Origin of the sequence: Priestia sp. 179-F W1.4 NHS (assembly GCF_045369295.1) — a bacterium.
Lineage (GTDB): Bacteria > Bacillota > Bacilli > Bacillales > Bacillaceae_H > Priestia > Priestia zanthoxyli.
The window spans coordinates 296,469-318,440 of record NZ_JBIQFF010000004.1 but is presented as its reverse complement, the minus strand read 5'-3'; the positions used below and the strand labels follow the sequence as shown (position 1 = coordinate 318,440).

The window sequence follows — 21,972 nt, the reverse complement described above, 5'->3', positions numbered from 1 at the left end:
TTTTACGTCAACCGTAACAAAAAAAACGAACCACTAATCAAACAATTTGATTAATGGTTCGTTTTTCACTTCGGCTAAACTACTTTCGTCCCAGCCTCTTTTTACCTTATTTGCTTTCTTGTGCTTTGTTTTTGGCAGCAGCATTAACTTGCTCATCTGCATGGTAAGAAGAACGTACAAGAGGACCTGCTTCGACATGGCTGAATCCTTTTGATAATGCAATTTCTTTTAGCTCTTCAAACTCATTTGGATGGTAATATTTCTGAACTTTTATGTGCTTTTTAGTTGGCTGTAGATATTGGCCTAGCGTCATAATATCTACATTGTTCGCACGCAAATCATCCATCGTTTCAATAATTTCTTCTTTTGTTTCTCCTAGACCAAGCATGATACTTGATTTTGTAGGGATATCCGGCTGCATTTCTTTTGCACGGCGAAGGAACTCAAGAGAACGCTCGTATTTAGCACGAGCACGAACACGAGGCGTAAGGCTGCGTACTGTTTCAATATTATGGTTTAAAATATCAGGACGTGCGTCCATTACAATACGTAAGTTCTCTTCCACACCGCCCATATCAGAAGGCAATACTTCAATTGTTGTGAATGGATTTTTACGACGAATCGCACGAATTGTTTCAGCTAATACGCTTGCTCCTCCGTCTTTTAAATCATCGCGAGCTACTACTGTGATAACCGCATGTTTTAAGTTCATTAGCTGAACAGAATCTGCTACGCGTTCTGGCTCTTCTAAATCTAATTCTGTTGGTAAACCTGTCTTAACCGCGCAAAAACGACAGGCACGTGTACATACTTCTCCTAAAATCATAAAAGTTGCCGTACGACGAACAGCCCAACACTCATGAATATTCGGACATCTTGCTTCTTCACAAACTGTATGAAGGTTTTTCTCACGCATCATTTTCTTTAAGCCTGTGTAATTTTCGTTTGTGTTTAGCTTAATCTTCAGCCACTCGGGTTTGCGGACATGCTCTTCTTTTGTTGCCATATTATCAACTCCACCAATCTAGAAAATGTCTATAACCTATATGCTTAATGTTAACTACATATTAAAAACATAACTATATGTCACTTTATCATAAAAAAGTGAGATTCGACAAGTTGTCTGCTCTTTATTTTCCTCAGTTTTCTTCTATTTTCCATCCAAATGTGTGCGTTTTCATCCTCCATATAATTTCCATTTATCTTCTGAATAAAATTCTTTTAAAAAGTTTTGAAGCGATTTCCATTAATTAATATTTATGAAATCTTTTTTCTCGCTGCAAACTAGTGTTACACACTATTTTTAGAAAGGGGGAAACACGATGCGCAAAACGATTATCTTACTTTTTATGTTCATGTCTATATTCACAGGATGGCACCACGTAACAGCTGAATCTTCAGCAGATCAAGAAAAAATGCTTATTCAAAAGAGATTAGAGCTGTATAACCAAATGGAAGCCGCTACTACAATTCCTTGGTATTACTTTGCTGGGATTGACCAGTATGAACGAAATATTCGACGCTCTCATAAAGATATTCCAAGAGAAAAAGGTGCGATCGCCATTTATTATCCTCCAGAAAAATGGTCAGGTTCTTTAAATCCAAATTTGGAAGATACAAACCCACTTACTATTTCTCTTCTCGGGGGAATGGGTAAAGATGGGAACGGAGACAAAAAAGCAGACCAATTTAATGATGAAGATATGCTTTTTACCATGGCAGATTATATTCGGACGTTCGGGGTGTCCGAAGACTATATTAAAATTGCGCTTTGGAACTATTATCACCGGGCTAAAGCGGTTGATATTATTTTAGGGAATGCTAAAATTTTTCGCCATTACGGTCGCATTGATTTAAAAGGTTCTTCATTTCCTGTCCCTCTCCGTGCGAACTACAGTTATCGCAGTACATGGGGAGATGCGCGCGGCTGGGGTGGAAAACGAATCCATGAAGGAACAGACATTTTTGCAGATTACGGAGTTCCAGTAAAATCCCCTTGCTATGGCATTATTGAGCTTAAAGGATGGAATAAATATGGAGGCTGGCGAATCGGTATTCGTGACCTTCATAATAACTATCACTATTTAGCTCATTTAAGCGGATTTGCAAAAAATTTAAAAGTAGGACAAATTGTAGAACCAGGAACACTTATTGGCGGAGTAGGAAGTTCAGGTTATGGACCTCCTGGAACTTCTGGGAAATTCCCTCCTCACTTGCATTACGGAATGTATAAAGATAACGGCAAAAATGAGTGGTCGTTTGACCCATATCCTCAGTTAAGAACGTGGGAAAGAAATGATCGTTTAGAACTAAAGAAAAAATAAAAAAACAGGAAGCTAATGCTTCCTGTTTTTTTATCCTGATGGTTTACTTTCTTTTGCTTTTTTCACAGCATGAGCAATACTCGAGGCCAAGCCGCCCCATATGATGACCATCCCTACACCATCATTGTAATTGAACTTCCATCCATTATTTAGAACCCCCCTTCTCTTTAACTGACAAACGAGTCGCCCCATCTTTCCATCGTGCAAAAGAAAAAGCAATTCCTAAAATAACAGCCAGAGCTGCCACGCCCCAACCAAAAGGACCTACAAAAGTCGTTGCATACTGCTCGTAATTTTCCGAAATATTTTTTCGGAAGTTATCAAACATCATATACCCAAGTACAAGCGGTGTAACTACTCCTAAACATATCTTCCACCATGAACCGATTCGAATATCAGAAACTTCGTTTGCATGCTGCTGAAGGCTGCTCAGCTTTTTAAATACCCAAGCAACTAATACAACTTCTACTAAGCCTGCTAAAGCAACTCCGAAGTTATTAATGAAATAAGCGACCACATCTAAGAAATAAAGTCCGCCCTGTGTTGCAAATAATAGGGAGCAAATTGAAGCGATTCCTCCGCCTATTAATACGGATTTTGTACGTGAGATAGTAAATTTATCTTGAATGACTGCTACAAATGTTTCAATAATTGAAATAAGCGACGTTAACCCTGCTAATGTTAAGGAAGCAAAGAATAACATGCCAAACAGCTGTTTAAAGGCTGGAAATTCATTAATAGTATGTCAAAATATTTTTATAGAAAATTCAGATAAATTAACCAATGAATAAAAGCAGGTATGAAAGTCTTTTTGAACTTCCGTACCTGCTTTTTCAATAATACTTTATCACGTTAATATAATATTGTTAATTTTTCTTCGGAAGTTCAATCGCCGGAGAAGACGAGTTTCCACCGTTAAAATAGTCAGGAACATTTCCAGGAATAACGGTGCCTCCGACTGGGATTGTAGCCGTAACGGTTGTTTTTTTAGTTGCAAATGGGATAATGATTTGCATGTTTACTTTCACTTTGATAGATACTTCAAGAAACGCATTATTTATTCCATACTCCTCGATTTTTCGCACTACGTCTGTTTGAACGTCACCAATAGCATGAAATTTAACCGGAATCAGCGGACCCAGATTTCCAAGCAGCGCATTATTAGTCGCTTGCCCAAGCGGAACTTGGTAGACAATTCCTTGATTCCGCAACTTTTCATTTTTTTCAATACGAATATCTGTTGGAAGTTCAAGTGCATCTAAATTCCCTTTCTCTGCTTCTTTTAAGTTAGCCTGGACAAATGACGTAGTTTGAGCTCTAACTCGGTTCACAAGCGCTGTGTCAATTTTGGCTACTTGACCGTTAGGTGTAGATTCCACTTTAATGACATCTACGTCGAGCTGATCGAGTACCTGTTTATTCACCGCTTTATTAATAACTAAAGTTGCAATCTCTTTTGTTTGTGCTTCAGCATATTTCATCAACGTTGGTTCAATCCCTCTATTAATTAGCCATAATCCTACCCCTGTGGAAAGCATAAAAAAAAGAAAGGTGAGCAACAGAACGTAACGAAAAGGAAGCGGGCCTTTTCTTGTTAATTTCCGACGAAGTTTAACCAAAAAAAATCCCTCCTTACAAGCTATATGTATGCATGTATAAGGAGGTTCACGCTTCTTTTAAAAAGTTTTATCTTAAATTCTCGACTATATTAAAGCATTTTCAATAAAGCATCTTTGCCAATTGTGCCTTTAAAAATCCCTCTTTTTTCAGCTTCAAGCGTTACAGATTCAAGCGGCGCTTCAAGAAGCTGCTCAATTGTACGTACACCTACAGCTCTTCCAGCTATTATTTGACGATCAGCTAATTTATCATTTAATAGACCTACATCTAGTGCTCCGCACATAATGTAGCCTTTATCTGATGAAATGGTTAACAAAGTTGTTTTTGGCAGCAATACGGTAACTGCATTAAACGTATGACCTTCAATTACGATAGGCGCTAAAGTAATCATAGTAGCTCACTCCTTTCTTAATCAATTTATGATTTTGAAAGAAAAAAGTGAGGTTTTACATATACTTTTCTACCTATTTAACGTTTAGAGTAGTCCTTATACATTTTATAGACCTCGGTGCTAAAATTCGTTAAAAAAATCTAGTTGCTTAGGAGCTAAATTCTCATATTCAATATTTAATAAGCTCATGAGCTGTTTGGCATTATGTACAGCATCTCCGCCGGAGTTATTATTAAATAACAGGTAAATGTCCTTCGTTTGTTTTTGCAGCTTTTCAAGACGTTTTTTCCACTCTAGAAGCTCTTTTTCATTGTAGCGATACAAAAACCTTACCGCTCGCCAATTGCCTTCTGCGGGCTTATTCCAACCGTGTACGTTTCGTCCATGAAAACGTATAAGTGTTTTCTGTTTATCTGTAGCATGAATCACAATGGGAATAGATCCTTCTCCTGCCTGCGGTTCATCACAAATACCATGAATCCACTTCTCTTGTTCCATAAACGTTAACGTTTTATCATAGAAAAACGGTTTAAACCAAGATTGATTTCGAAACTCCAGCGCTACTGGCAAATCTCCAAACTTCTCACGGCTATACCTCAAATAGGCTACGTTTTCTTTTGTACAGTCAAACCAAGGCGGCATTTGAAATAAAATCATGGCCAGCTTATTTGAACTTACGTACGGCTTCACTGATTCTAAAAATGCATGAAACATTTCTTCCTTGCTGTCAAACGGATTTCCTTCTCTCATATGCCCTGTCATGCCTTGATAGGCTTTTACCACAAAACGAAAAGATTTCGGTGTATCATTCACCCACTTTTCTACATTTGATTTAGGTTGAATGGCGTAAAAAGATGAATCGACTTCAACAATTGGAAAATGGCCTGCGTATACGGCAAGCTTGTCTCTTGATGAAACACCCGCTTCATATAATGAATCATGATCTCCCCAGCCTGTGACTCCAATATAAATCATGCCATTCCTCCTCTATTTTCTTAGATTGCTTTTCTTTATTTTAATACAAACGATACAAAAAAACTCGTTTGCTTAAACAGCAAACGAGTTTTTATCTATTATTAACCGATTGAACCTTCCATTTCAAATTTGATTAGACGGTTCATCTCTACTGCATATTCCATTGGAAGCTCTTTTGTAAATGGTTCAATAAAGCCCATTACAATCATTTCTGTCGCTTCTTCTTCAGAAATACCGCGGCTCATTAGATAGAATAATTGTTCTTCAGATACTTTTGATACTTTCGCTTCGTGTTCAAGTGAGATGTTGTCATTTAAAATCTCATTGTACGGAATTGTATCAGAAGTTGATTGGTTATCCATAATTAGCGTATCACACTCAATGTTCGCACGTGCACCTTCTGCTTTACGGCCAAAGTGTACGATACCGCGGTATGTTACTTTACCGCCTTGTTTTGAAATTGATTTTGATACGATCGTTGAAGATGTGTTTGGTGCTAAGTGAATCATTTTTGCACCAGCATCTTGGTGCTGTCCTTTACCAGCAAGGGCAATAGATAATGTCATACCGCGTGCGCCTTCGCCTTTTAAGATAACAGCTGGATATTTCATTGTTAACTTAGAACCGATGTTTCCATCAATCCATTCCATTGTTGCGTTTGCTTCACAAACTGCACGTTTTGTTACAAGGTTGTATACGTTGTTCGCCCAGTTTTGAATTGTTGTATAGCGGCAATACGCGTCTTTTTTGATGATGATTTCTACAACGGCACTGTGAAGAGAGTTTGTTGTATAAACAGGTGCTGTACAGCCCTCTACATAGTGGACGTGTGAGCCTTCATCAGCAATAATTAACGTACGCTCAAACTGTCCCATATTTTCAGAGTTAATACGGAAATAAGCTTGTAATGGTGTATCTACTTTTACGCCTTTTGGTACGTAGATGAATGATCCACCAGACCAAACCGCTGAGTTAAGAGCAGAGAATTTGTTATCCGTTGGCGGGATAACTTTTCCAAAATGCTCGCGGAAAATATCTTCGTTTTCTTTTAGCGCCGTATCTGTATCTTTAAATACGATACCTTGCGCTTCAAGATCTTCTTTCATATTGTGATAAACAACTTCAGATTCGTACTGAGCTGATACACCCGCAAGATATTTTTGCTCTGCTTCAGGAATACCAAGTTTATCAAACGTTTGTTTAATTTCTTCAGGAACTTCATCCCAAGAGCGTTCAGACTTCTCAGATGGTTTTACGTAGTACGTAATTTCATCAAAGTCCAAGCTTGCCATGTCTCCGCCCCACTGTGGCATTGGCATGTTGTAGAAGTGCTCTAGAGATTTCAAACGGAAGTCAAGCATCCATTGTGGTTCCTCTTTCATACGAGAAATTTCTTCTACAATTTCTTTTGTTAAACCGCGTTTAGAGCGGAAAATTGATACGTCTTTATCGGAAAATCCATATTTATAATCGCCGATTTCTGGCATTTTTTTAGCCATCTTTTATTACCCCCTACTTGATAGGATTGGGAATGAATGAAGGTCTTATTTTTGTTCGTTAAGACCTTTTTCCATCGCTTTCCACGCTAGTGTTGCACATTTAATACGCGCAGGAAATTTTGCTACACCTTGAAGTGCTTCAATATCTCCTAAATCTATACTATCATCATACTCTTTACCTTGCATCATGTCAGAGAAGATATGGGCCATTTTAAACGCTTTGTCTACTTCTTGACCTTTAATTGCTTGTGTCATCATCGAAGCTGATGACATTGAAATTGAACACCCTTCACCTTCGAACTTTGCATCCACCACTTTGCCGTCCTCTACTTTTAAAGAAAGTTCAATGCGGTCTCCGCACGTCGGGTTATTCATATGAATGTTCACAGTATCTTCATTCAATGTTCCACGATTACGCGGGTTTTTATAATGGTCCATAATTACTTGACGATAGAGAGTATCTAAATTATTAAAAGCCATTTGTAAAATACTCCTTCGTTTTTATTAATGATGACACCAATTTATCTACTTCTTCTTCCGTGTTATACAGATAGAAGCTTGCACGTGCAGTAGACGATACGTTTAAATATTTCATCAGCGGCTGCGCACAGTGATGACCTGCACGAATCGCAATTCCATCAGCGTCTACTACTGTTGCAACGTCGTGCGGATGCACATCTTCAATATTAAACGTCACAACACCCGCTCGCTCTTTCGGTCCGTAAATCGTAATTCCATCTACTTGCGATAAGCGATCCAGTGCATATTGCGCTAGCTTGTGCTCATGTGCTTGAATGTTATCTAAACCAACTTCTTCTAAGAAATCAATCGCTGCACCTAAACCAATTGCACCTGCAATGATTGGCGTACCTCCTTCAAATTTCCAAGGAAGCTCTTTCCACGTTGATTCGTATAAGTTTACGAAGTCAATCATTTCGCCGCCAAACTCGATTGGTTCCATTTTTTCAAGAAGCTCTTTCTTTCCATAAAGAGCGCCGATTCCAGTCGGTCCGCCCATTTTATGTCCAGAGAAAGCAAAGAAATCACAGTCTAAATCTTGTACATCCACCTTCATGTGAGGCGTACTTTGCGCACCATCCACAACCATTACTGCACCGTTAGCGTGTGCAATTTCTGCAATTTCTTTTACTGGGTTAATTGTACCCAATACGTTAGATACTTGCATAATCGATACAATTTTTGTGTTAGATGTAATCGTGCTTTTCACCTCTTCTAGTGAAAGTCCATGATCTTCTGTTAATGAAATATATTTTAACGTTGCACCTGTTTCCTTGGCAACTTGCTGCCAAGGAATGATGTTACTGTGATGTTCCATATAAGTAATCACAATTTCATCACCAGGTTTAAGATTCGCACGGCCATAGCTTGCAGCTACTGTATTAAGAGCTGTCGTTGTACCGCGCGTAAAGATAATCTCTTCCGTTGATTTTGCATTAATAAACTTACGAACCTTTTCACGAGCGCCTTCGTATCCGTCTGTTGCTCTTGTACCAAGCGTGTGAACACCTCGGTGTACGTTTGAGTTATATTCTTTGTAATACTTCTCAATTGCTTCAATTACAGCAAGCGGCTTTTGTGAAGTTGCTGCACTGTCTAGATAAACGAGTGGGCTGCCATTTACCTCTTGGTCTAAAATAGGAAATTGTTTACGAATATCAGAGATATTCATTATCGAACTTTCCTTTCAATTAAATCCGTTAATTGTTTTTTAACCGTTTCGATTGGCAACTCGTTTACCACTGGTGCTAAGAACCCGTGAATAACTAGACGTTCTGCTTCTGTTTGCGGAATACCGCGGCTCATTAAGTAGTAAAGCTGAATTGGATCTACGCGTCCAACAGATGCAGCGTGTCCTGCTGTTACATCATCTTCATCAATTAGAAGAATTGGGTTTGCGTCTCCACGTGCTTTTTCACTTAACATTAACACACGGGATTCTTGCTCAGCGTTTGATTTAGATGCACCGTGTTCAATTTTACCGATACCGTTAAAGATTGAAGACGCGCTTTCTTTCATAACGCCGTGTTTTAAAATGTAGCCTTCAGAATGTTTTCCGAAGTGTACGATACTTGTTGTTAAGTTTTGAGACTGCTCTCCACGTCCAACTGTTACCGTTTTTGTATCTCCATATGAACCGTCGCCCATTAGATACGTTGTATTTTCTGAAACTGTATTTCCTTCACTCATTAAGCCTAAAGCCCACTCAATGCGACCATCTTTGCCCGCTACGCCGCGGCGGTTCACATAAGTAGTTGTACCTTTAGCTAAGTAGTCAACAGCTCCAAACGTTACTTTTGCATTGCTGTTAGCGAATACTTCCGTCACGATATTGACAACACCGTGCGACTCTTCAGCAGTAGCAATGTAGTTTTCTACATATGTTACTGAGCTGTTGTCTTCAGCTACAACAATAACATGGTTGAATAAAGCTGCTTCTTCATCTTCACGGACAAATACAGCTTGAAGAGGCTCTTGTACTTCTACATTTTTAGGAACGTATACAAATACCCCCCCGTTTAATAACGCTGCGTTTAATGCAGTTAAACGGTGCTCATCTACTTTAACTCCGTCTTTCATGAAGTACTTCTCAACAAGGTCGCTATGCTCTTTAGCAGCTGTTTGAATATCTGTGAAGATAACGCCTTGAGATTTTAGCTCTTCTGTTAACGTTGAGTATGCAGCTGTTTGGTCACGCTGAACATATAGATTCTTAACCGCTTCTGTATCAATCAGTGCTTTAACCACTTCTGGAAGCTCGTCTACAGATGAGATTGTGCTTGCCTGTGAAGTGTGCTTGTCAAAAGCAGTAAAGTTCCATTTCGAAATGTTTGTTTTATCTGGCTTTGGAAGTGCAAGATCTTCTGCTTTCGCAAGAGCTTGTAAGCGAAGATCTAGCAGCCAACTTGGTTCATTAGCTTCTTTTGAAAAGCTGCTGATGTACTCTTGATCAAATGGTAATTTCGTATCAATAGTCATAGAGATCCTCCTAACTCTTAAGCTTCTTGCTCTACAGTTTCGTCTTCAATACCTAATTCTTGTTTGATCCAGTCATAACCTTCTGCTTCTAGACGCTGCGCTAATTCTGGTCCGCCTGATTTTACAACACGACCTTGCATCATAACGTGAACTTTATCTGGTGTAATGTAGTTTAATAAACGTTGGTAGTGAGTGATCATTAAGCAACCAAACTCGCTGCCGCGCAGTTCATTAATACCTTTTGATACAACTTTTAACGCATCGATATCTAAACCAGAGTCGATTTCATCTAAAATTGCAATTCCTGGTTGAAGCATCATTAATTGAAGAATTTCGTTACGCTTCTTCTCACCGCCAGAGAAACCTTCGTTTAGGTAACGCTGAGCCATGTCTTGATCCATTTCTAAGAAATCCATGTTTTTGTCTAATTGACGGATGAATTTCATTAGTGAAATTTCTTCGCCTTCTTCACGACGAGCATTAATTGCTGAACGTAGGAAGTCTGCGTTTGTTACCCCGCTGATTTCACTTGGATATTGCATCGCTAGGAATAGACCTGCACGAGCGCGCTCATCTACTTCCATCTCGAGTACATCTTCGCCGTCTAGCGTGATGCTTCCTTGTGTAACCTCGTATTTAGGATGTCCCATGATTGCTGAAGATAATGTTGATTTACCAGTACCGTTTGGTCCCATGATTGCATGGATTTCGCCGCCCTTAACTTCTAAATTAACACCTTTTAAAATTTCTTTACCTTCAATTGCAACATGAAGATCTTTAATTGTTAAAGTTGACCCTGCCATATTAAAACCTCCAGTTATAGACGTATATAGTAAAAAACGATATACCTATATCTTTTTAATTATTCTCATTTTATTCTCATTACAATCTTATAACAAATGAAAACTTATAGCAACCTTTTGACCCAAAAGGTTTTAAACCATTATGTACGTTTTTTAAGACTAAATCCACTCATAAAAAAGTTGCCTTAAAAGACTCGATAGAGCCTTCTAAGACAAGCTTTTTACCCACTTTATTTACTTAGTGCGTGTGGCTAGTCAGTTCTGAAACACACTCTTGGACAAGCGTAACGGACTGACTCATCGCTGCGCCTCCGCCAAATGCCGCTGATACTCCGCATGCTTCTAAAATTTCTTGCTCAGTTGCACCTTGATCAATGCAGCCTTTTGTATGATAAATCATACAGTACTCGTCTTGAGCTACTACGCTGATTCCTAGCGCGATTAACTGCTTTTCTTTTTTAGAAAGAGAACCTTCTCCAAAACATGCTTCAGTAAACGCATTAAACGTTTTTGTTACTTCCGGCAATTTTTCGCTAAATTTCCCAACACCCATTTTATAATCATGAAGTGCTTGCTCAGTTGAATGACGTGCTTCTTGCTGCATAACGTCAGCTCCCATCATCAGTAAAGTTTTCACGGTTAGTATGCGTGAGAAAAATAAGAGTTATTCGTTTTGATGCATACAAAAAAGCACTTGCCCAGAGTGGGCAAGCGCTTTTCTTCTATTATTTATTTACCGGCAATACTCCGCCTTTGTATTTTTCTTTAATGTAGTCTTGAATTTCTTTAGAGTGAAGAACTTTTACTAAAGCTTTCACTGTATCTTTATTTTCGTCACCTTTGTGAACCGTAATGATGTTTGCATATGGGTTGTTTTCTTTGCTTTCCACTGCGATTGGATCTTTTACTGGATCTAAACCAGCATCGATAGCATAGTTAGCATTGATAACAACAGCGTCACCTTCATTGTTTTTGTACATTTGAGGTAACAATCCGCCTTCAACATCGGCTTTAAATTTTAAATTCTTAGGGTTTTCTACAATATCTTTAATTTGTGCGTCTGTTTTCTTTACGCCTGGTTTTAATTTGATCACGCCAGCTTTTTCAAAAATCGATAAAATACGTCCTTGCTCTGCTACTGCATCACGCATAATAACTGTGCCGTTTTTCGGAAGATCTTTTAAGCTTTTGTATTTTTTAGAGTAGATACCAATTGGTTCAATGTGAATGGCACCGGCACTTACGAAATCATACCCTTTTTCACCTTTATGATCTTTTAGCACTGAATTCATATAAGGAACGTGCTGGAAGTAGTTTGCATCAATTTCATTGTTTGCAAGAGCTGTGTTCGGTAAGATGTAATCTTGGAATTTTTTAATCTCTAAATCAATTCCTTGTTTTTCCAAAATAGGTTTTGCTTGTTCTAAAATTTCAGCATGAGGCGTATTAGATGCACCCACGACAATTTTCTTTTCATCTTTTGATCCATTGTTAGATCCACACGCCGCTAATCCTACTACTAGCGCAGATGTTAATGCTAAAGCTGAAAGCCATTTTTTCATAATAAATAATCCTCCCTTTATCTTTTATCAATTTTTGCAGTAATCGCATCTCCAATAAGTTGGATAATAAATACAATAATCAAAATTAAGATCGTAGCGGCTAGCGTTACGTCATTATGACTGCGCTGGAATCCTTCTAAATATGCAAGGTTTCCAAGACCTCCAGCTCCAATCACACCCGCCATTGCCGTATAGCCGACTAACGCAATGGTTGTTACTGTCAAACCGGAAATCAAAGCTGGCAGCGATTCAGGTAACAGCACTTTAAAGATAATAGTGCTTGTTGTGGCTCCCATTGATTTAGCAGCTTCAATAACACCTTTATCAATTTCACGCAGACCAATTTCTACAAGACGCGCATAAAATGGTGCTGCTCCAACAATTAAAGCCGGTAACGCTGCATTAGCGCCTAAAATACTTCCTACCAATGCTTTGGTAAATGGAATCAGTAAAACAATTAAAATAATGAATGGAATGGAACGAAAGATATTTACAACCGCCGACACAATGGCATATAAAGGTTTGTTTTGCCAAAGCTGTCCTTTGGACGTTAAAAATAAAAGCAAGCCCAATAAAATACCTAGAACAAATGTGGCTACAACTGAAATAGCCGTCATATATAGTGTTTCATTTGTCGCTTGAATAAAATCATCTAAAATAACGTTTGGAAATAGTTTCTCAAGCATTTGTCATTACCTCCACTTCTACCTGCTGCTCATGAATGTATGCAATGACTTTTTCAACTTCTATTAATTCTCCGTCTAAATGAACGAACAACGTCCCGTATGAACCTGTTTGTGTATGAGAAATCTTTCCTTGCAAAATATTAATCGTTACATCAAACTGTTTTAAAATCGTTGTAATGAGCGGTTGCTCTGCTTTTCCGCCAACAAACGTCAGCTGAATAATTTGCCCGCTTGGATACAGCTCTTTTACTTGTTCAATCGTTTCAAACGTTTCCTCTGGTTCAGAAATCTGTTGAACGAATCGTTTTGTAATCGGCTGCTTAGGTTTTCTGAATACTTCTAGCACTTGTCCTTCTTCTACTACTGCCCCATTTTCCATAACGGCTACTCGATGACAAATTTTACGAATGACGTGCATTTCATGAGTAATCAATACAATGGTTAACCCTAGCTTCTCATTAATATCTACTAACAGATCTAAAATAGAATCTGTCGTTTGAGGATCAAGCGCTGATGTTGCTTCATCACAAAGCAATACTTTTGGATTGTTCGCTAGCGCTCGAGCAATCCCAACACGCTGCTTTTGTCCGCCGCTAAGCTGTGATGGATAAGCATCTTCACGCCCTTCAAGCCCGACTAGCTTAATAAGTTCGTCCACTCGTTTCATTCTTTTTTCTTTTGAAATCCCTGCTATTTCTAACGGAAAGGCAATATTTTCTCGTACCGTACGCGACCACAAGATATTAAAGTGCTGAAATACCATACTAATTTCTTGTCTAGCTTTTCTGAGTTTTCCGCCTTTAATTTTTCCAATATCATTACCTGCTACTTCGACCGTTCCTGTCGTTGGTGTTTCTAATCCGTTTAGCAAGCGAATCAAAGAACTTTTCCCCGCTCCGCTATAACCAATAATTCCGTAAATTTCACCTTGGTTAACGGTTAGATTCACATTATCAACAGCTGTTACTTGACCGCTTTTGGCCTGATAAATTTTTGTAACGTCTGTTAATGTAATCATATTTCTTCACCTTCTTTAATAAAAACTTAATTATGTTAGGTTGCCCTATAGGATGAAAAAGCCGTAAAACAATTTTCCCCATTAAAAAAGCCTCTCTGCGCATGACAGAAAGGCTCGATATTTAATCCTTTCTCTCATCTTTCAAAGCGCATAGCTTTGCAGGAATTGGCACCATTTCAGTTAGTCTGACGGTTGCCGGGTTTCACAGGGCTCAGTCCCTCCACCTCTCTTGATAAGAGTTCGCAACAATTATTTTGTTTTTGGGAAATATTCATTCATTTATGAACATTCATGAGTGTGATTTTAGCATGTGTCAGATAGGCTGTCAACAGATTTTGTTCTTGGGATAATATCCCAAGATTTCAACAGCCCCAACGGTTCGCTCTCTTTCCACTTCTTCATTTTAAACAAACGTTTGATTATCGAAGCTCCTCGAGTACGTGCTCGATGGAATGAAACGCGTAGAGTTTTTTTACCATTTCACCATTTTCCACTTCAATCAAACAAGGTACGCTTTCAATAGAAAATAATTCTGCTTTTGAAGGCATATAATTTAAATTGCTCATTCCGATGGTTACATCCGGCAGCATCGCTTCTGCCACGGTTAACATTTTTTTTGCCAGCTGACATGTCCCGCAAAAAGGCGTATGGAAAAAGATAAAGGCTCTTTCTCCTTCTTTTAACTGATCATCCAGCTGTTTTTCGCTCCATTCTTGCATGTTGCTCATTCCTTTTATGTTAAAAATTCTGCATTAACATCGATATTGGCACTCAGCAATACTGTTGCTATGTGATGTCTAGGGGCGGCAGCAACTTCTCGGTACATTTTATCAATATATAGATGCTCTGCTTCCGGAAGCTCTCGTTTAAATTGTTTTCTCAGCTTATTCCCTGAATCATCAGAGTCAACGAGTATGTATACCTCTTTGTTAAACGTACAGTCAATAATTTCATCCAGCTTTGATAAACTAATCGTACCGTTTGTACAAATAATTTCAATTGGTTCTCGAATGATATCTTGAATACGCTTTTTATCTGACTTTCCTTCGACAATAATTACTTTTTCAATTTCAATTAGCCCCATTTTCATCACCCATAATCGTCAGTTGTATAGTAACATCATTTCTTTATGCTATACAATATTCGTTAATGTATCACAGTTCACCTGTTTTTTAAAAGAAATTTGCAAGAAAGAACTCTTTTAAAAGGCAGTTTAGGCCATATTATCTCTATAAAACAAGAAAAACAGCGGCAGTTGCCACTGTTTAGCACCATCCTGCTTCTTCATCGCAGTCTGTATATTTTTGCGTTTCACCTTGTTTTTGTACGTCCGCGTATTGATAGAACTTATTATTTTCTTGCGAATATCCTTCTTCAAAGCGGTATTCATTGCCGCTTGTTCCGTAGCTAACTTCACCAATTGGCTGCTTATCAACGTATAATTTCATACCGCCGTCATGAAATTTAGCTGTAACGCGATCTGTAACGTCCATTTTTTGTTTTTCAAACATAAAAAGACACTCCTTTAGCTTGTTTACTAATAGAGTGTCCAGTCAAAAACTTTTCATAAAGACAATTTATGGAGGAATATTATCCTTCGTTTGTCATTTCTTCGTATTGCTCTGCTGTCATCAGCTTGTCTACTTGAGAAGCATCAGATGGTTTGATTGTAATCATCCATGCTTCTTCGTATGGAGATTCATTAACAAGTTCAGGACTATCGCCTAAGTTGTCGTTTACTGCTACAACTTCACCGCTAATTGGTGCGTAAAGCTCAGAAACTGTTTTTACTGATTCAACGCTACCAAACGGCTCGTCAGCTTCTACTGTTGCTCCTACTTCTGGCAGTTCAACGAATACGATGTCTCCAAGCTCAGCTTGAGCGAAATGTGTAATACCTACGCGGACAACGTCTCCTTCTGTTTTTACCCATTCATGCTCTTCAGAATAACGCAAATCTTTTGGTGTACTCATCTTAATCCCTCCAAAATATGTATCGTAATTTGTTTATATAAAAAGCGCCTTCAACGTGGAGAACACTTTCTACAACCTAAAATAACTTCCTATTAACAGTGTAACGTAAAAGGTAAAAATTTTCTATTTGAAAACTTACTTCCACACGTCCTCAAACTGCTCTTCTTTGAAACCAAGCGTTACTTTTTGTCCATCTGTTAGCAGCGGACGCTTAATTAACATGCCATCTGACGCAAGAATAGACAGAAGTTCGTCTTCACTCGCACTGCTTACTTTATCTTTAAGACCTAACTCGCGATATTTTTTACCGCTTGTATTAAAGAATTTTTTTAATTCTAGGCCGCTGTTCTGATAGTAAGCTTGCAGCTGCTCTTTTGTTGGCGGATTTTCTACAATATGAATTTCTTCATATGCTACTCCGTTATCATCGAGCCACTTCTTTGCTTTTCGGCACGTACCGCACTTTGGATATGAATAAAAAAATAATGACATTTCGTCAACCACCCTTTATTTTAAGCTTTTTTCGTATTTTAACACATCCTTTATCATTTACCTAGATAGAGGCTTCTTAAACAAAAAGGAGCTCGCAAAACGAGCTCCTTTTTCCTTAAACTGTGAACTTCTCTACTTCTAGAAGCGTTTTTGCAACCTCGCGCTTTACGCTAATTACATTGATTGGTGTATAGCGAGTTAATTTGCGAAGAGACGAAAGCATGACTCTAAGCGTATCACCTTGTTCAACGCCAATTAACGTTTCTTTTGCATCTGCTTCGATTCGATTAAATGCTTCTTGGCAGAATACTTGCGTGTATTTTAATTTTAAGCTGTTTTGATCTACTCCTGTTTTGGAAATGGCTTTTTCAGTACGTAAAACAGTGGATTCCATTGCATATACGTTACTAATCATATCAGAAATATTAACGAGAATTTCTTGTTCTTTTTCTAATTCTTTGCCATACTTTTGTGCAGCTAATCCCAAAAGCAAGAGCGCAATTTTCTTCCCGTTTTGCACAAGCATTTTTTCTTGATCTAACGGCTCATTTCCTACTTCCTGCGGCATAAGCATCATCAATTCTTCTTGAAGCGTTTGTGCTTTTTGAAGCAGTGGAAGCTCTCCTTTTAGCGCTTTGCGTAAATATGTGCCTGGTACTAAAAGACGGTTAATCTCATTTGTTCCCTCAAAAATACGATTAATGCGAGAATCGCGATACAGACGCTCAATTTCATACTCGCTCATAAAACCGTAGCCTCCATGAAGCTGCACGCCTTCATCTACAATGTAGTCAAGAGCTTCCGTGGCAAACACTTTATTTAATGAACATTCGATAGCATATTCAGCAATAGAAGCAGCAATTTGTTTTCCGTCTTTTTGCTGTTCTTCTGAAAGCTGGCCCATATGGTCTTCAAAAAGTCCTACCGTACGATATACGGAGCTTTCAGTTGCATACAATTTAGAAGCCATTGTGGCTAACTTTTCTTGTGTTAATGAGAATTTAGCAATTGGCGTTTTAAACTGCTGACGCTGGTTAACGTATTGAGACGTAATTTCTAACGCACGTTTCCCTGCTCCAACTGCTCCAACTCCAAGCTTATAGCGCCCAATATTTAAAATGTTAAAGGCAATCACATGGCCTTTTCCAATTTCACCTAGCACGTTTTCTTTTGGAACAAGCGCATCTTCAAGAATCAACGTTCTGGTTGATGAGCTTTTGATTCCCATTTTCTTCTCTTCCGGGCCAACCGAAACGCCTGGAAATTCGCGCTCAACGATAAAAGCAGAAAATTTATCGCCGTCAATTTTTGCGTACACCACGAATACATCAGCAAATCCAGCATTCGTAATCCACTGCTTTTCTCCATTTAACACATAGTGTGTACCTTCTGCGTTAAGGCGAGCTGTTGTTCGAGCACCGAGAGCATCCGAACCAGAACCCGGTTCAGTCAGCGCATAAGCCGCTATTTTTTCCCCTACCGCTAAAGCAGGTAAATATGCTTGTTTTTGCTCTTCTGTTCCAAATAAGACGATTGGCAATGACCCAATTCCTACATGAGCACCATGAGTGATGGAAAATCCGCCTGCTCGAGACATTTTTTCAGCAATTAAAGCCGAGGTAATCTTATCTAAACCAAGCCCACCGTATTCTTCCGGTACATCTGCACCAAGCAAGCCTAATTCACCAGCTTGTTTTAATAGCTTTACAGAACGGTCAAATTCATGCTTTTCTAAATATTCCACTTGCGGAAGGACTTCGTTTTCTACAAATTCATCTGTCGTCTTGGCAATCATCTTTTGTTCAGATGTATAATCCTCCGGCGTGTAGACGCGGCTTGCATCGCCTTCTTCAATTAAAAAACTTCCACCTTTAATCATTTGTTTTGTTTTATTTGACATGTTCATATCCCCCTTTGAAATGATTATGCTAACAATTCAAATACACCAGCAGCTCCCATTCCTCCACCAATACACATGGTGACAATTCCAAACTGCTCATTTCGACGCTGCATTTCGTGCATTAAGCTAAGAGTCAGCTTAGCTCCAGTACAGCCTAATGGATGACCTAAGGCAATAGCGCCTCCGTTTACATTTACTTTATCTTCATTAATATTTAATTCACGAATAACGCCAAGTGCTTGAGAAGCAAATGCTTCATTTAATTCAAACAATCCGATATCAGAAAGCTCCAGCCCTGCTAGTTTAAGAGCTTTAGGGATGGCAGCTATCGGGCCAATCCCCATTACTTCAGGCGGAACTCCTCCAACTGCAAATGAGCGAAACTTAAGCAAAGGCTTTAAGCCTTCTGCTTCAGCTTGTTCTTTATCCATTAGAAAAACGGATGCAGCTCCGTCACTTGTCTGCGAAGAGTTTCCAGCTGTGACGGATCCTTTAATCGAAAAGGCTGGACGAAGTTTCCCTAATACGTCCGCAGTTGTGCCAGGACGAACTCCTTCATCTTGAGAGAACATCAGCTTTTGTTCACGTAGCTTATTGTTTTCATCGATTTTCCGAAGCGTCACTTCCACGGGAACAATTTCGTCGTTAAACTTCCCTTCTTGAAGTGCTTTTGCTGCTTTTTGATGGCTGCGTACGGCAAATGCATCCTGGTCTTCACGTGAAATGCCGTATTTCATCGCCACTTGTTCTGCTGTATGTCCCATGCCCATATAATACTCCGGCGCATTTTCAACCAGCTGAACATTCGGACGCGCTACGTTTCCAAACATCGGAACAAAACTCATTGATTCTGCTCCTCCAGCTAACACTGCTTTGGCTTGCCCTAGCATAATTCGTTCTGCACCGTAGGCAATACTTTGCAAACCTGATGAACAATAACGATTAATCGTTATTGCTGGCACCGTATAAGGCAAACCTGCAAGAGCGCCAATATTTCGAGCCATATTCAAACCTTGTTCTGCCTCAGGCATCGCACAACCAATAATTAAATCATCAATCGGTCCTTCGTATCCGCCTGCTCGGCGAAGAGTTTCTTTAACCGCAATAGCTCCCAAATCATCAGGTCTAACACTTGCCAATGAACCTTTTTTTGCTTTTCCGACCGGTGTCCTAGCACCTGCTACAATAACTGCTTCTCTCATTTTTTCTCCCCCTTAATTGCGCAGTGGCTTTCCTTTAACTAACATGTGCTGCATACGTTCTTGAGACTTCGCTTCTCCAACAAGGCTTAAAAATGCTTCTCTCTCTAAATCAAGCAAATACTCTTCATCCACTTTGGAACCAAACGCTACGCGTCCTCCAGCTAATACAAATGCTAACTTACTAGCAATTTTGTAATCATGTTCTGATATATATCCTGAATATTTCATGGATTGAGCTCCTAGCAGCAACGTTGCATATCCTGTTTCTCCAACGACAGGAACTTTAGTTTTTACAGGCGGTTTATAGCCCGTGTCGTGTAAAGCAAGGACTGAGTTCTTTGCATCATTCAGCAAGTGATCTCCGTTTACACTGATAGCATCATGGCGGTTTAAAAAGTTTAGCTGCCTAGCTTCTGCAGCAGAAGTAGATACTTTTGCAGTAGCAATTGTTTCAAATGTTTTATTGGCAATTTGCTGAAGATCGAGCGTTACACCGTTCGGTAAACCATTTAGCTGTTTGATATAAAGCTCCTTGTTACCTCCTCCGCCAGGAATTAACCCGACTCCTACTTCTACAAGGCCCATGTAAGTTTCAGCAGAAGCTTGGATTTTAGCTGACGGTAAGCAAATTTCTGCTCCGCCTCCAAGAGTCATCGCAAATGGAGCTGCAACAACCGGCTTTTCGTTATATTTCACCTTCATCATTGCCTGTTGAAATTGTTTAATGACAAGCTCAACTTCAAAATAATTGTCATCTTGTGCTTCCATCAAAATCATAGCTAAGTTAGCGCCAACGCAGAAATTTTTTCCTTGGTTTCCTATGACCAGCCCCTTATAATTCTTGTTCACTTCTTCAAGAGACTGATTCAATAAGCTGATAATATCTAGCCCAATCGCATTGTTAGGAGAAGTAAACTGCAGGCATGCCACATCATCTCCTAAATCAATTAAGCTCGCTCCGCTGTTTTCTAAAATGACATTATTTTGAGAGCGTAAAGATGACAGGTGGATCACCTTTTTATTTTCTTTTACTGCTTTATACTCATCCTCTTCGTAGTAAAGCGTTTGACCTTCCATTTCTTTATAAAAGCTTGTAAATCCATTTTCCTGCATTTGTTTTACCCACTGCGGGATGGCTAAGCCAGACTGCTCCATCTTCTCAATTGATTTTTCTAAACCAATTGCATCCCACGTCTCAAAAGGACCCATTTTCCAGCCAAATCCCCACTTCATAGCTTGATCAATGGCGACGATATCGTCGGCGATTTCATTTTTCAACTGTGCTGCATACACAAGAACGGGGCTGATAATGTTCCAAAGAAGCTGTCCAGCACGATCATCAGAATATATAAGCGCTTTCATTTTGTTTTGCAGCCCTTTTGCCTGCTTACTTAATTCGGTAGAAGTCGTTTTTAACTTCTTTCTTTCGACGTATTGAAGTGTATTAGGATCAAGTTCTAAAATTTCCTTGCCTTTCTTTAAAAAGAAGCCTTGCCCCGACTTGCTTCCCAGCCAGCCATTTTCCTGCATTTGTTTCATAAATAAAGGCACGTCGAATACCTCTTTTTCTTTGCCTTCCACTTTGTCAAACACATTGTTGGCCACATGAATAAATGTGTCTAGTCCCACTACGTCTAACGTTCGAAACGTTGCGCTTTTTGGTCTTCCAATTAAGGGACCCGTCACAGAGTCAACTTCTCCCACGCTGTAATTACCTTTTAACATTTCTTGAACGGTCACGAGTAAACCGTACGTACCGATACGGTTGGCGATAAAGTTAGGCGTATCTTTTGCAATAACTACTCCTTTACCCAATACATCTTCACCAAACGTTTTCATATATTCAACAATTTCTGATTTTGTGTCATGAGTTGGAATAATTTCTAATAACTTTAAATAACGAGGTGGATTAAAAAAGTGCGTTCCTAAGAAATGCGCTTTAAAATCTTCTGAGCGTCCTTTGGCCATTTCGTGAATGGATATCCCCGAAGTATTTGAACTTACAATACTTCCTTTTTTTCGTACGCCGTCAATTTTTTCAAACAACTGCTGTTTAATATCAAGGCGTTCCACTACTACTTCAATGATCCAATCGCAGTCGCTTAACTGCTGTAAATGATCTTCAAGGTTTCCCGGCGTAATTAACGATAGTGACGACTTCGACGTTAAAGGTGCCGGTTTTTGCTTCGTTAATTTAGCTAAAGCAGTTGTGCTCAACCGATTTCTGACTTGCCTATCTTCAAGCGTTAGCTGTTTTTTTTCCTCGTCTGGTGTTAATGAAGCTGGAACCACATCTAGCAAAAGCGTTGGAATTCCTACGTTCGCTAAATGAGCTGCAATTCCAGAACCCATAACTCCTGAACCTAAAACGGCGGCTTTTTTTATGTTCATAATTATCCCCACATCCCCTTTGATATATTGAATGAATAGTCATTCATTTTATGTGTAAAAAAAGAGAGTCACTGTTAATCTCTGTTTTTACTATAAATCATTTTTTAAATTTTCGCAATATATTCACAATATTATCTC

23 protein-coding genes, 1 pseudogene and 1 riboswitch are annotated in these 21,972 nt (G+C 39.0%); of the genes and pseudogenes, 1 reads left to right on the top strand and 23 read right to left on the bottom strand.

The window, feature by feature from the left end; all coding sequences use genetic code 11:
* Window positions 1-106: 106 nt before the first annotated feature.
* Window positions 107-1,006, bottom strand: a complete 900-nt coding sequence (lipA, locus tag ACH0CI_RS20140; RefSeq protein ID WP_013059637.1) for a lipoyl synthase — start codon at window positions 1,004-1,006, stop codon at window positions 107-109.
* A gap of 316 nt (window positions 1,007-1,322) precedes the next feature.
* Between lipA and ACH0CI_RS20135 the strand changes: the two genes are divergently transcribed.
* Window positions 1,323-2,324 carry a M23 family metallopeptidase gene (locus ACH0CI_RS20135; RefSeq protein WP_028412626.1) on the top strand — a complete coding sequence of 334 codons (1,002 nt, stop codon included), beginning with the start codon at window positions 1,323-1,325 and terminating at the stop codon, window positions 2,322-2,324.
* A 30-nt stretch (window positions 2,325-2,354) separates the two neighbouring features.
* On the opposite strand, the gene ACH0CI_RS20130 is transcribed toward ACH0CI_RS20135, so the two are convergent.
* The 22 genes and pseudogenes from ACH0CI_RS20130 to ACH0CI_RS20025 form a co-directional block, all read right to left on the bottom strand.
* A complete protein-coding gene (locus ACH0CI_RS20130; RefSeq protein ID WP_406902159.1) occupies window positions 2,355-2,435 on the bottom strand; it encodes a MetS family NSS transporter small subunit in 81 nt (26 codons plus the stop codon).
* Between the two features lie 34 nt (window positions 2,436-2,469).
* Window positions 2,470-3,063: pseudogene (locus ACH0CI_RS20125) on the bottom strand (SLC5/6 family protein); the annotation flags it as partial.
* A gap of 127 nt (window positions 3,064-3,190) precedes the next feature.
* On the bottom strand, window positions 3,191-3,943 hold the full coding sequence (gene yunB, locus ACH0CI_RS20120; RefSeq protein ID WP_034264201.1) for a sporulation protein YunB: 753 nt from the start codon (window positions 3,941-3,943) through the stop codon (window positions 3,191-3,193).
* An 89-nt stretch (window positions 3,944-4,032) separates the two neighbouring features.
* The gene (locus ACH0CI_RS20115; RefSeq protein WP_013059641.1) at window positions 4,033-4,335 is read right to left on the bottom strand and encodes a YunC family protein; all 303 of its coding nucleotides are present in this window, start codon (window positions 4,333-4,335) and stop codon (window positions 4,033-4,035) included.
* Between the two features lie 120 nt (window positions 4,336-4,455).
* Window positions 4,456-5,310, bottom strand: coding sequence for a DUF72 domain-containing protein (locus ACH0CI_RS20110; protein ID WP_406902139.1), 855 nt, complete (start codon window positions 5,308-5,310; stop codon window positions 4,456-4,458).
* A gap of 101 nt (window positions 5,311-5,411) precedes the next feature.
* Complete coding sequence (sufB, locus tag ACH0CI_RS20105; RefSeq protein WP_013059643.1) at window positions 5,412-6,809, bottom strand: Fe-S cluster assembly protein SufB; 1,398 nt, start codon at window positions 6,807-6,809, stop codon at window positions 5,412-5,414.
* Between the two features lie 45 nt (window positions 6,810-6,854).
* The gene (gene sufU / locus ACH0CI_RS20100; RefSeq protein WP_013085338.1) at window positions 6,855-7,289 is read right to left on the bottom strand and encodes a Fe-S cluster assembly sulfur transfer protein SufU; all 435 of its coding nucleotides are present in this window, start codon (window positions 7,287-7,289) and stop codon (window positions 6,855-6,857) included.
* Entirely contained in the window at window positions 7,279-8,499 is a 1,221-nt protein-coding gene (locus tag ACH0CI_RS20095; RefSeq protein ID WP_406902138.1) for a cysteine desulfurase, read from the bottom strand. Before ACH0CI_RS20095 ends, sufU begins: the two co-directional genes overlap by 11 nt.
* The gene (gene sufD, locus ACH0CI_RS20090; RefSeq protein ID WP_028412089.1) at window positions 8,499-9,806 is read right to left on the bottom strand and encodes a Fe-S cluster assembly protein SufD; all 1,308 of its coding nucleotides are present in this window, start codon (window positions 9,804-9,806) and stop codon (window positions 8,499-8,501) included. The genes ACH0CI_RS20095 and sufD overlap by 1 nt, the downstream gene beginning before the upstream one ends.
* 17 nt (window positions 9,807-9,823) lie before the next feature.
* Window positions 9,824-10,609: a Fe-S cluster assembly ATPase SufC gene (sufC, locus tag ACH0CI_RS20085; protein WP_013059647.1), complete on the bottom strand. Its 786-nt coding sequence runs from the start codon at window positions 10,607-10,609 to the stop codon at window positions 9,824-9,826.
* Between the two features lie 238 nt (window positions 10,610-10,847).
* A complete protein-coding gene (locus tag ACH0CI_RS20080; protein WP_016765828.1) occupies window positions 10,848-11,213 on the bottom strand; it encodes a carboxymuconolactone decarboxylase family protein in 366 nt (121 codons plus the stop codon).
* Between the two features lie 121 nt (window positions 11,214-11,334).
* The gene (locus ACH0CI_RS20075; RefSeq protein ID WP_014457885.1) at window positions 11,335-12,171 is read right to left on the bottom strand and encodes a MetQ/NlpA family ABC transporter substrate-binding protein; all 837 of its coding nucleotides are present in this window, start codon (window positions 12,169-12,171) and stop codon (window positions 11,335-11,337) included.
* A gap of 17 nt (window positions 12,172-12,188) precedes the next feature.
* Window positions 12,189-12,857: a methionine ABC transporter permease gene (locus tag ACH0CI_RS20070; protein WP_016765829.1), complete on the bottom strand. Its 669-nt coding sequence runs from the start codon at window positions 12,855-12,857 to the stop codon at window positions 12,189-12,191.
* The gene (locus tag ACH0CI_RS20065) at window positions 12,850-13,875 is read right to left on the bottom strand and encodes a methionine ABC transporter ATP-binding protein (RefSeq protein WP_335707511.1); all 1,026 of its coding nucleotides are present in this window, start codon (window positions 13,873-13,875) and stop codon (window positions 12,850-12,852) included. The genes ACH0CI_RS20070 and ACH0CI_RS20065 overlap by 8 nt, the downstream gene beginning before the upstream one ends.
* 131 nt (window positions 13,876-14,006) lie before the next feature.
* Window positions 14,007-14,114: riboswitch (SAM riboswitch) on the bottom strand.
* A 180-nt stretch (window positions 14,115-14,294) separates the two neighbouring features.
* Complete coding sequence (locus ACH0CI_RS20060; protein ID WP_033580445.1) at window positions 14,295-14,594, bottom strand: thioredoxin family protein; 300 nt, start codon at window positions 14,592-14,594, stop codon at window positions 14,295-14,297.
* 14 nt (window positions 14,595-14,608) lie between these two features.
* On the bottom strand, window positions 14,609-14,959 hold the full coding sequence (locus tag ACH0CI_RS20055) for a toprim domain-containing protein (protein ID WP_025752660.1): 351 nt from the start codon (window positions 14,957-14,959) through the stop codon (window positions 14,609-14,611).
* A 181-nt stretch (window positions 14,960-15,140) separates the two neighbouring features.
* Window positions 15,141-15,386 carry a YusG family protein gene (locus tag ACH0CI_RS20050; RefSeq protein ID WP_014457881.1) on the bottom strand — a complete coding sequence of 82 codons (246 nt, stop codon included), beginning with the start codon at window positions 15,384-15,386 and terminating at the stop codon, window positions 15,141-15,143.
* A gap of 79 nt (window positions 15,387-15,465) precedes the next feature.
* On the bottom strand, window positions 15,466-15,849 hold the full coding sequence (gene gcvH / locus ACH0CI_RS20045) for a glycine cleavage system protein GcvH (protein ID WP_014457880.1): 384 nt from the start codon (window positions 15,847-15,849) through the stop codon (window positions 15,466-15,468).
* A 135-nt stretch (window positions 15,850-15,984) separates the two neighbouring features.
* The gene (locus tag ACH0CI_RS20040; protein WP_028412087.1) at window positions 15,985-16,341 is read right to left on the bottom strand and encodes an arsenate reductase family protein; all 357 of its coding nucleotides are present in this window, start codon (window positions 16,339-16,341) and stop codon (window positions 15,985-15,987) included.
* Window positions 16,342-16,456: 115 nt separating this feature from the next.
* On the bottom strand, window positions 16,457-18,241 hold the full coding sequence (locus ACH0CI_RS20035) for an acyl-CoA dehydrogenase family protein (protein ID WP_033580444.1): 1,785 nt from the start codon (window positions 18,239-18,241) through the stop codon (window positions 16,457-16,459).
* A 23-nt stretch (window positions 18,242-18,264) separates the two neighbouring features.
* Window positions 18,265-19,443, bottom strand: a complete 1,179-nt coding sequence (locus ACH0CI_RS20030; RefSeq protein ID WP_335707512.1) for an acetyl-CoA C-acetyltransferase — start codon at window positions 19,441-19,443, stop codon at window positions 18,265-18,267.
* A 12-nt stretch (window positions 19,444-19,455) separates the two neighbouring features.
* A complete protein-coding gene (locus ACH0CI_RS20025; RefSeq protein WP_406902158.1) occupies window positions 19,456-21,837 on the bottom strand; it encodes a 3-hydroxyacyl-CoA dehydrogenase/enoyl-CoA hydratase family protein in 2,382 nt (793 codons plus the stop codon).
* Window positions 21,838-21,972: the final 135 nt, after the last annotated feature.

What these genes read in the sequence shown, in the direction of transcription:
- lipA (WP_013059637.1), bottom strand. Translation starts at nt 1,006, where the DNA reads ATGGCAACAAAAGAAGAGCATGTCCGCAAACCCGAGTGGCTGAAGATT.
- ACH0CI_RS20135 (WP_028412626.1), top strand. Translation starts at nt 1,323, where the DNA reads ATGCGCAAAACGATTATCTTACTTTTTATGTTCATGTCTATATTCACA.
- ACH0CI_RS20130 (WP_406902159.1), bottom strand. Translation starts at nt 2,435, where the DNA reads ATGGTCATCATATGGGGCGGCTTGGCCTCGAGTATTGCTCATGCTGTG.
- ACH0CI_RS20115 (WP_013059641.1), bottom strand. Translation starts at nt 4,335, where the DNA reads ATGATTACTTTAGCGCCTATCGTAATTGAAGGTCATACGTTTAATGCA.
- ACH0CI_RS20110 (WP_406902139.1), bottom strand. Translation starts at nt 5,310, where the DNA reads ATGATTTATATTGGAGTCACAGGCTGGGGAGATCATGATTCATTATAT.
- sufB (WP_013059643.1), bottom strand. Translation starts at nt 6,809, where the DNA reads ATGGCTAAAAAAATGCCAGAAATCGGCGATTATAAATATGGATTTTCC.
- sufU (WP_013085338.1), bottom strand. Translation starts at nt 7,289, where the DNA reads ATGGCTTTTAATAATTTAGATACTCTCTATCGTCAAGTAATTATGGAC.
- ACH0CI_RS20095 (WP_406902138.1), bottom strand. Translation starts at nt 8,499, where the DNA reads ATGAATATCTCTGATATTCGTAAACAATTTCCTATTTTAGACCAAGAG.
- sufD (WP_028412089.1), bottom strand. Translation starts at nt 9,806, where the DNA reads ATGACTATTGATACGAAATTACCATTTGATCAAGAGTACATCAGCAGC.
- sufC (WP_013059647.1), bottom strand. Translation starts at nt 10,609, where the DNA reads ATGGCAGGGTCAACTTTAACAATTAAAGATCTTCATGTTGCAATTGAA.
- ACH0CI_RS20080 (WP_016765828.1), bottom strand. Translation starts at nt 11,213, where the DNA reads ATGCAGCAAGAAGCACGTCATTCAACTGAGCAAGCACTTCATGATTAT.
- ACH0CI_RS20075 (WP_014457885.1), bottom strand. Translation starts at nt 12,171, where the DNA reads ATGAAAAAATGGCTTTCAGCTTTAGCATTAACATCTGCGCTAGTAGTA.
- ACH0CI_RS20070 (WP_016765829.1), bottom strand. Translation starts at nt 12,857, where the DNA reads ATGCTTGAGAAACTATTTCCAAACGTTATTTTAGATGATTTTATTCAA.
- ACH0CI_RS20065 (WP_335707511.1), bottom strand. Translation starts at nt 13,875, where the DNA reads ATGATTACATTAACAGACGTTACAAAAATTTATCAGGCCAAAAGCGGT.
- ACH0CI_RS20060 (WP_033580445.1), bottom strand. Translation starts at nt 14,594, where the DNA reads ATGCAAGAATGGAGCGAAAAACAGCTGGATGATCAGTTAAAAGAAGGA.
- ACH0CI_RS20055 (WP_025752660.1), bottom strand. Translation starts at nt 14,959, where the DNA reads ATGGGGCTAATTGAAATTGAAAAAGTAATTATTGTCGAAGGAAAGTCA.
- ACH0CI_RS20050 (WP_014457881.1), bottom strand. Translation starts at nt 15,386, where the DNA reads ATGTTTGAAAAACAAAAAATGGACGTTACAGATCGCGTTACAGCTAAA.
- gcvH (WP_014457880.1), bottom strand. Translation starts at nt 15,849, where the DNA reads ATGAGTACACCAAAAGATTTGCGTTATTCTGAAGAGCATGAATGGGTA.
- ACH0CI_RS20040 (WP_028412087.1), bottom strand. Translation starts at nt 16,341, where the DNA reads ATGTCATTATTTTTTTATTCATATCCAAAGTGCGGTACGTGCCGAAAA.
- ACH0CI_RS20035 (WP_033580444.1), bottom strand. Translation starts at nt 18,241, where the DNA reads ATGTCAAATAAAACAAAACAAATGATTAAAGGTGGAAGTTTTTTAATT.
- ACH0CI_RS20030 (WP_335707512.1), bottom strand. Translation starts at nt 19,443, where the DNA reads ATGAGAGAAGCAGTTATTGTAGCAGGTGCTAGGACACCGGTCGGAAAA.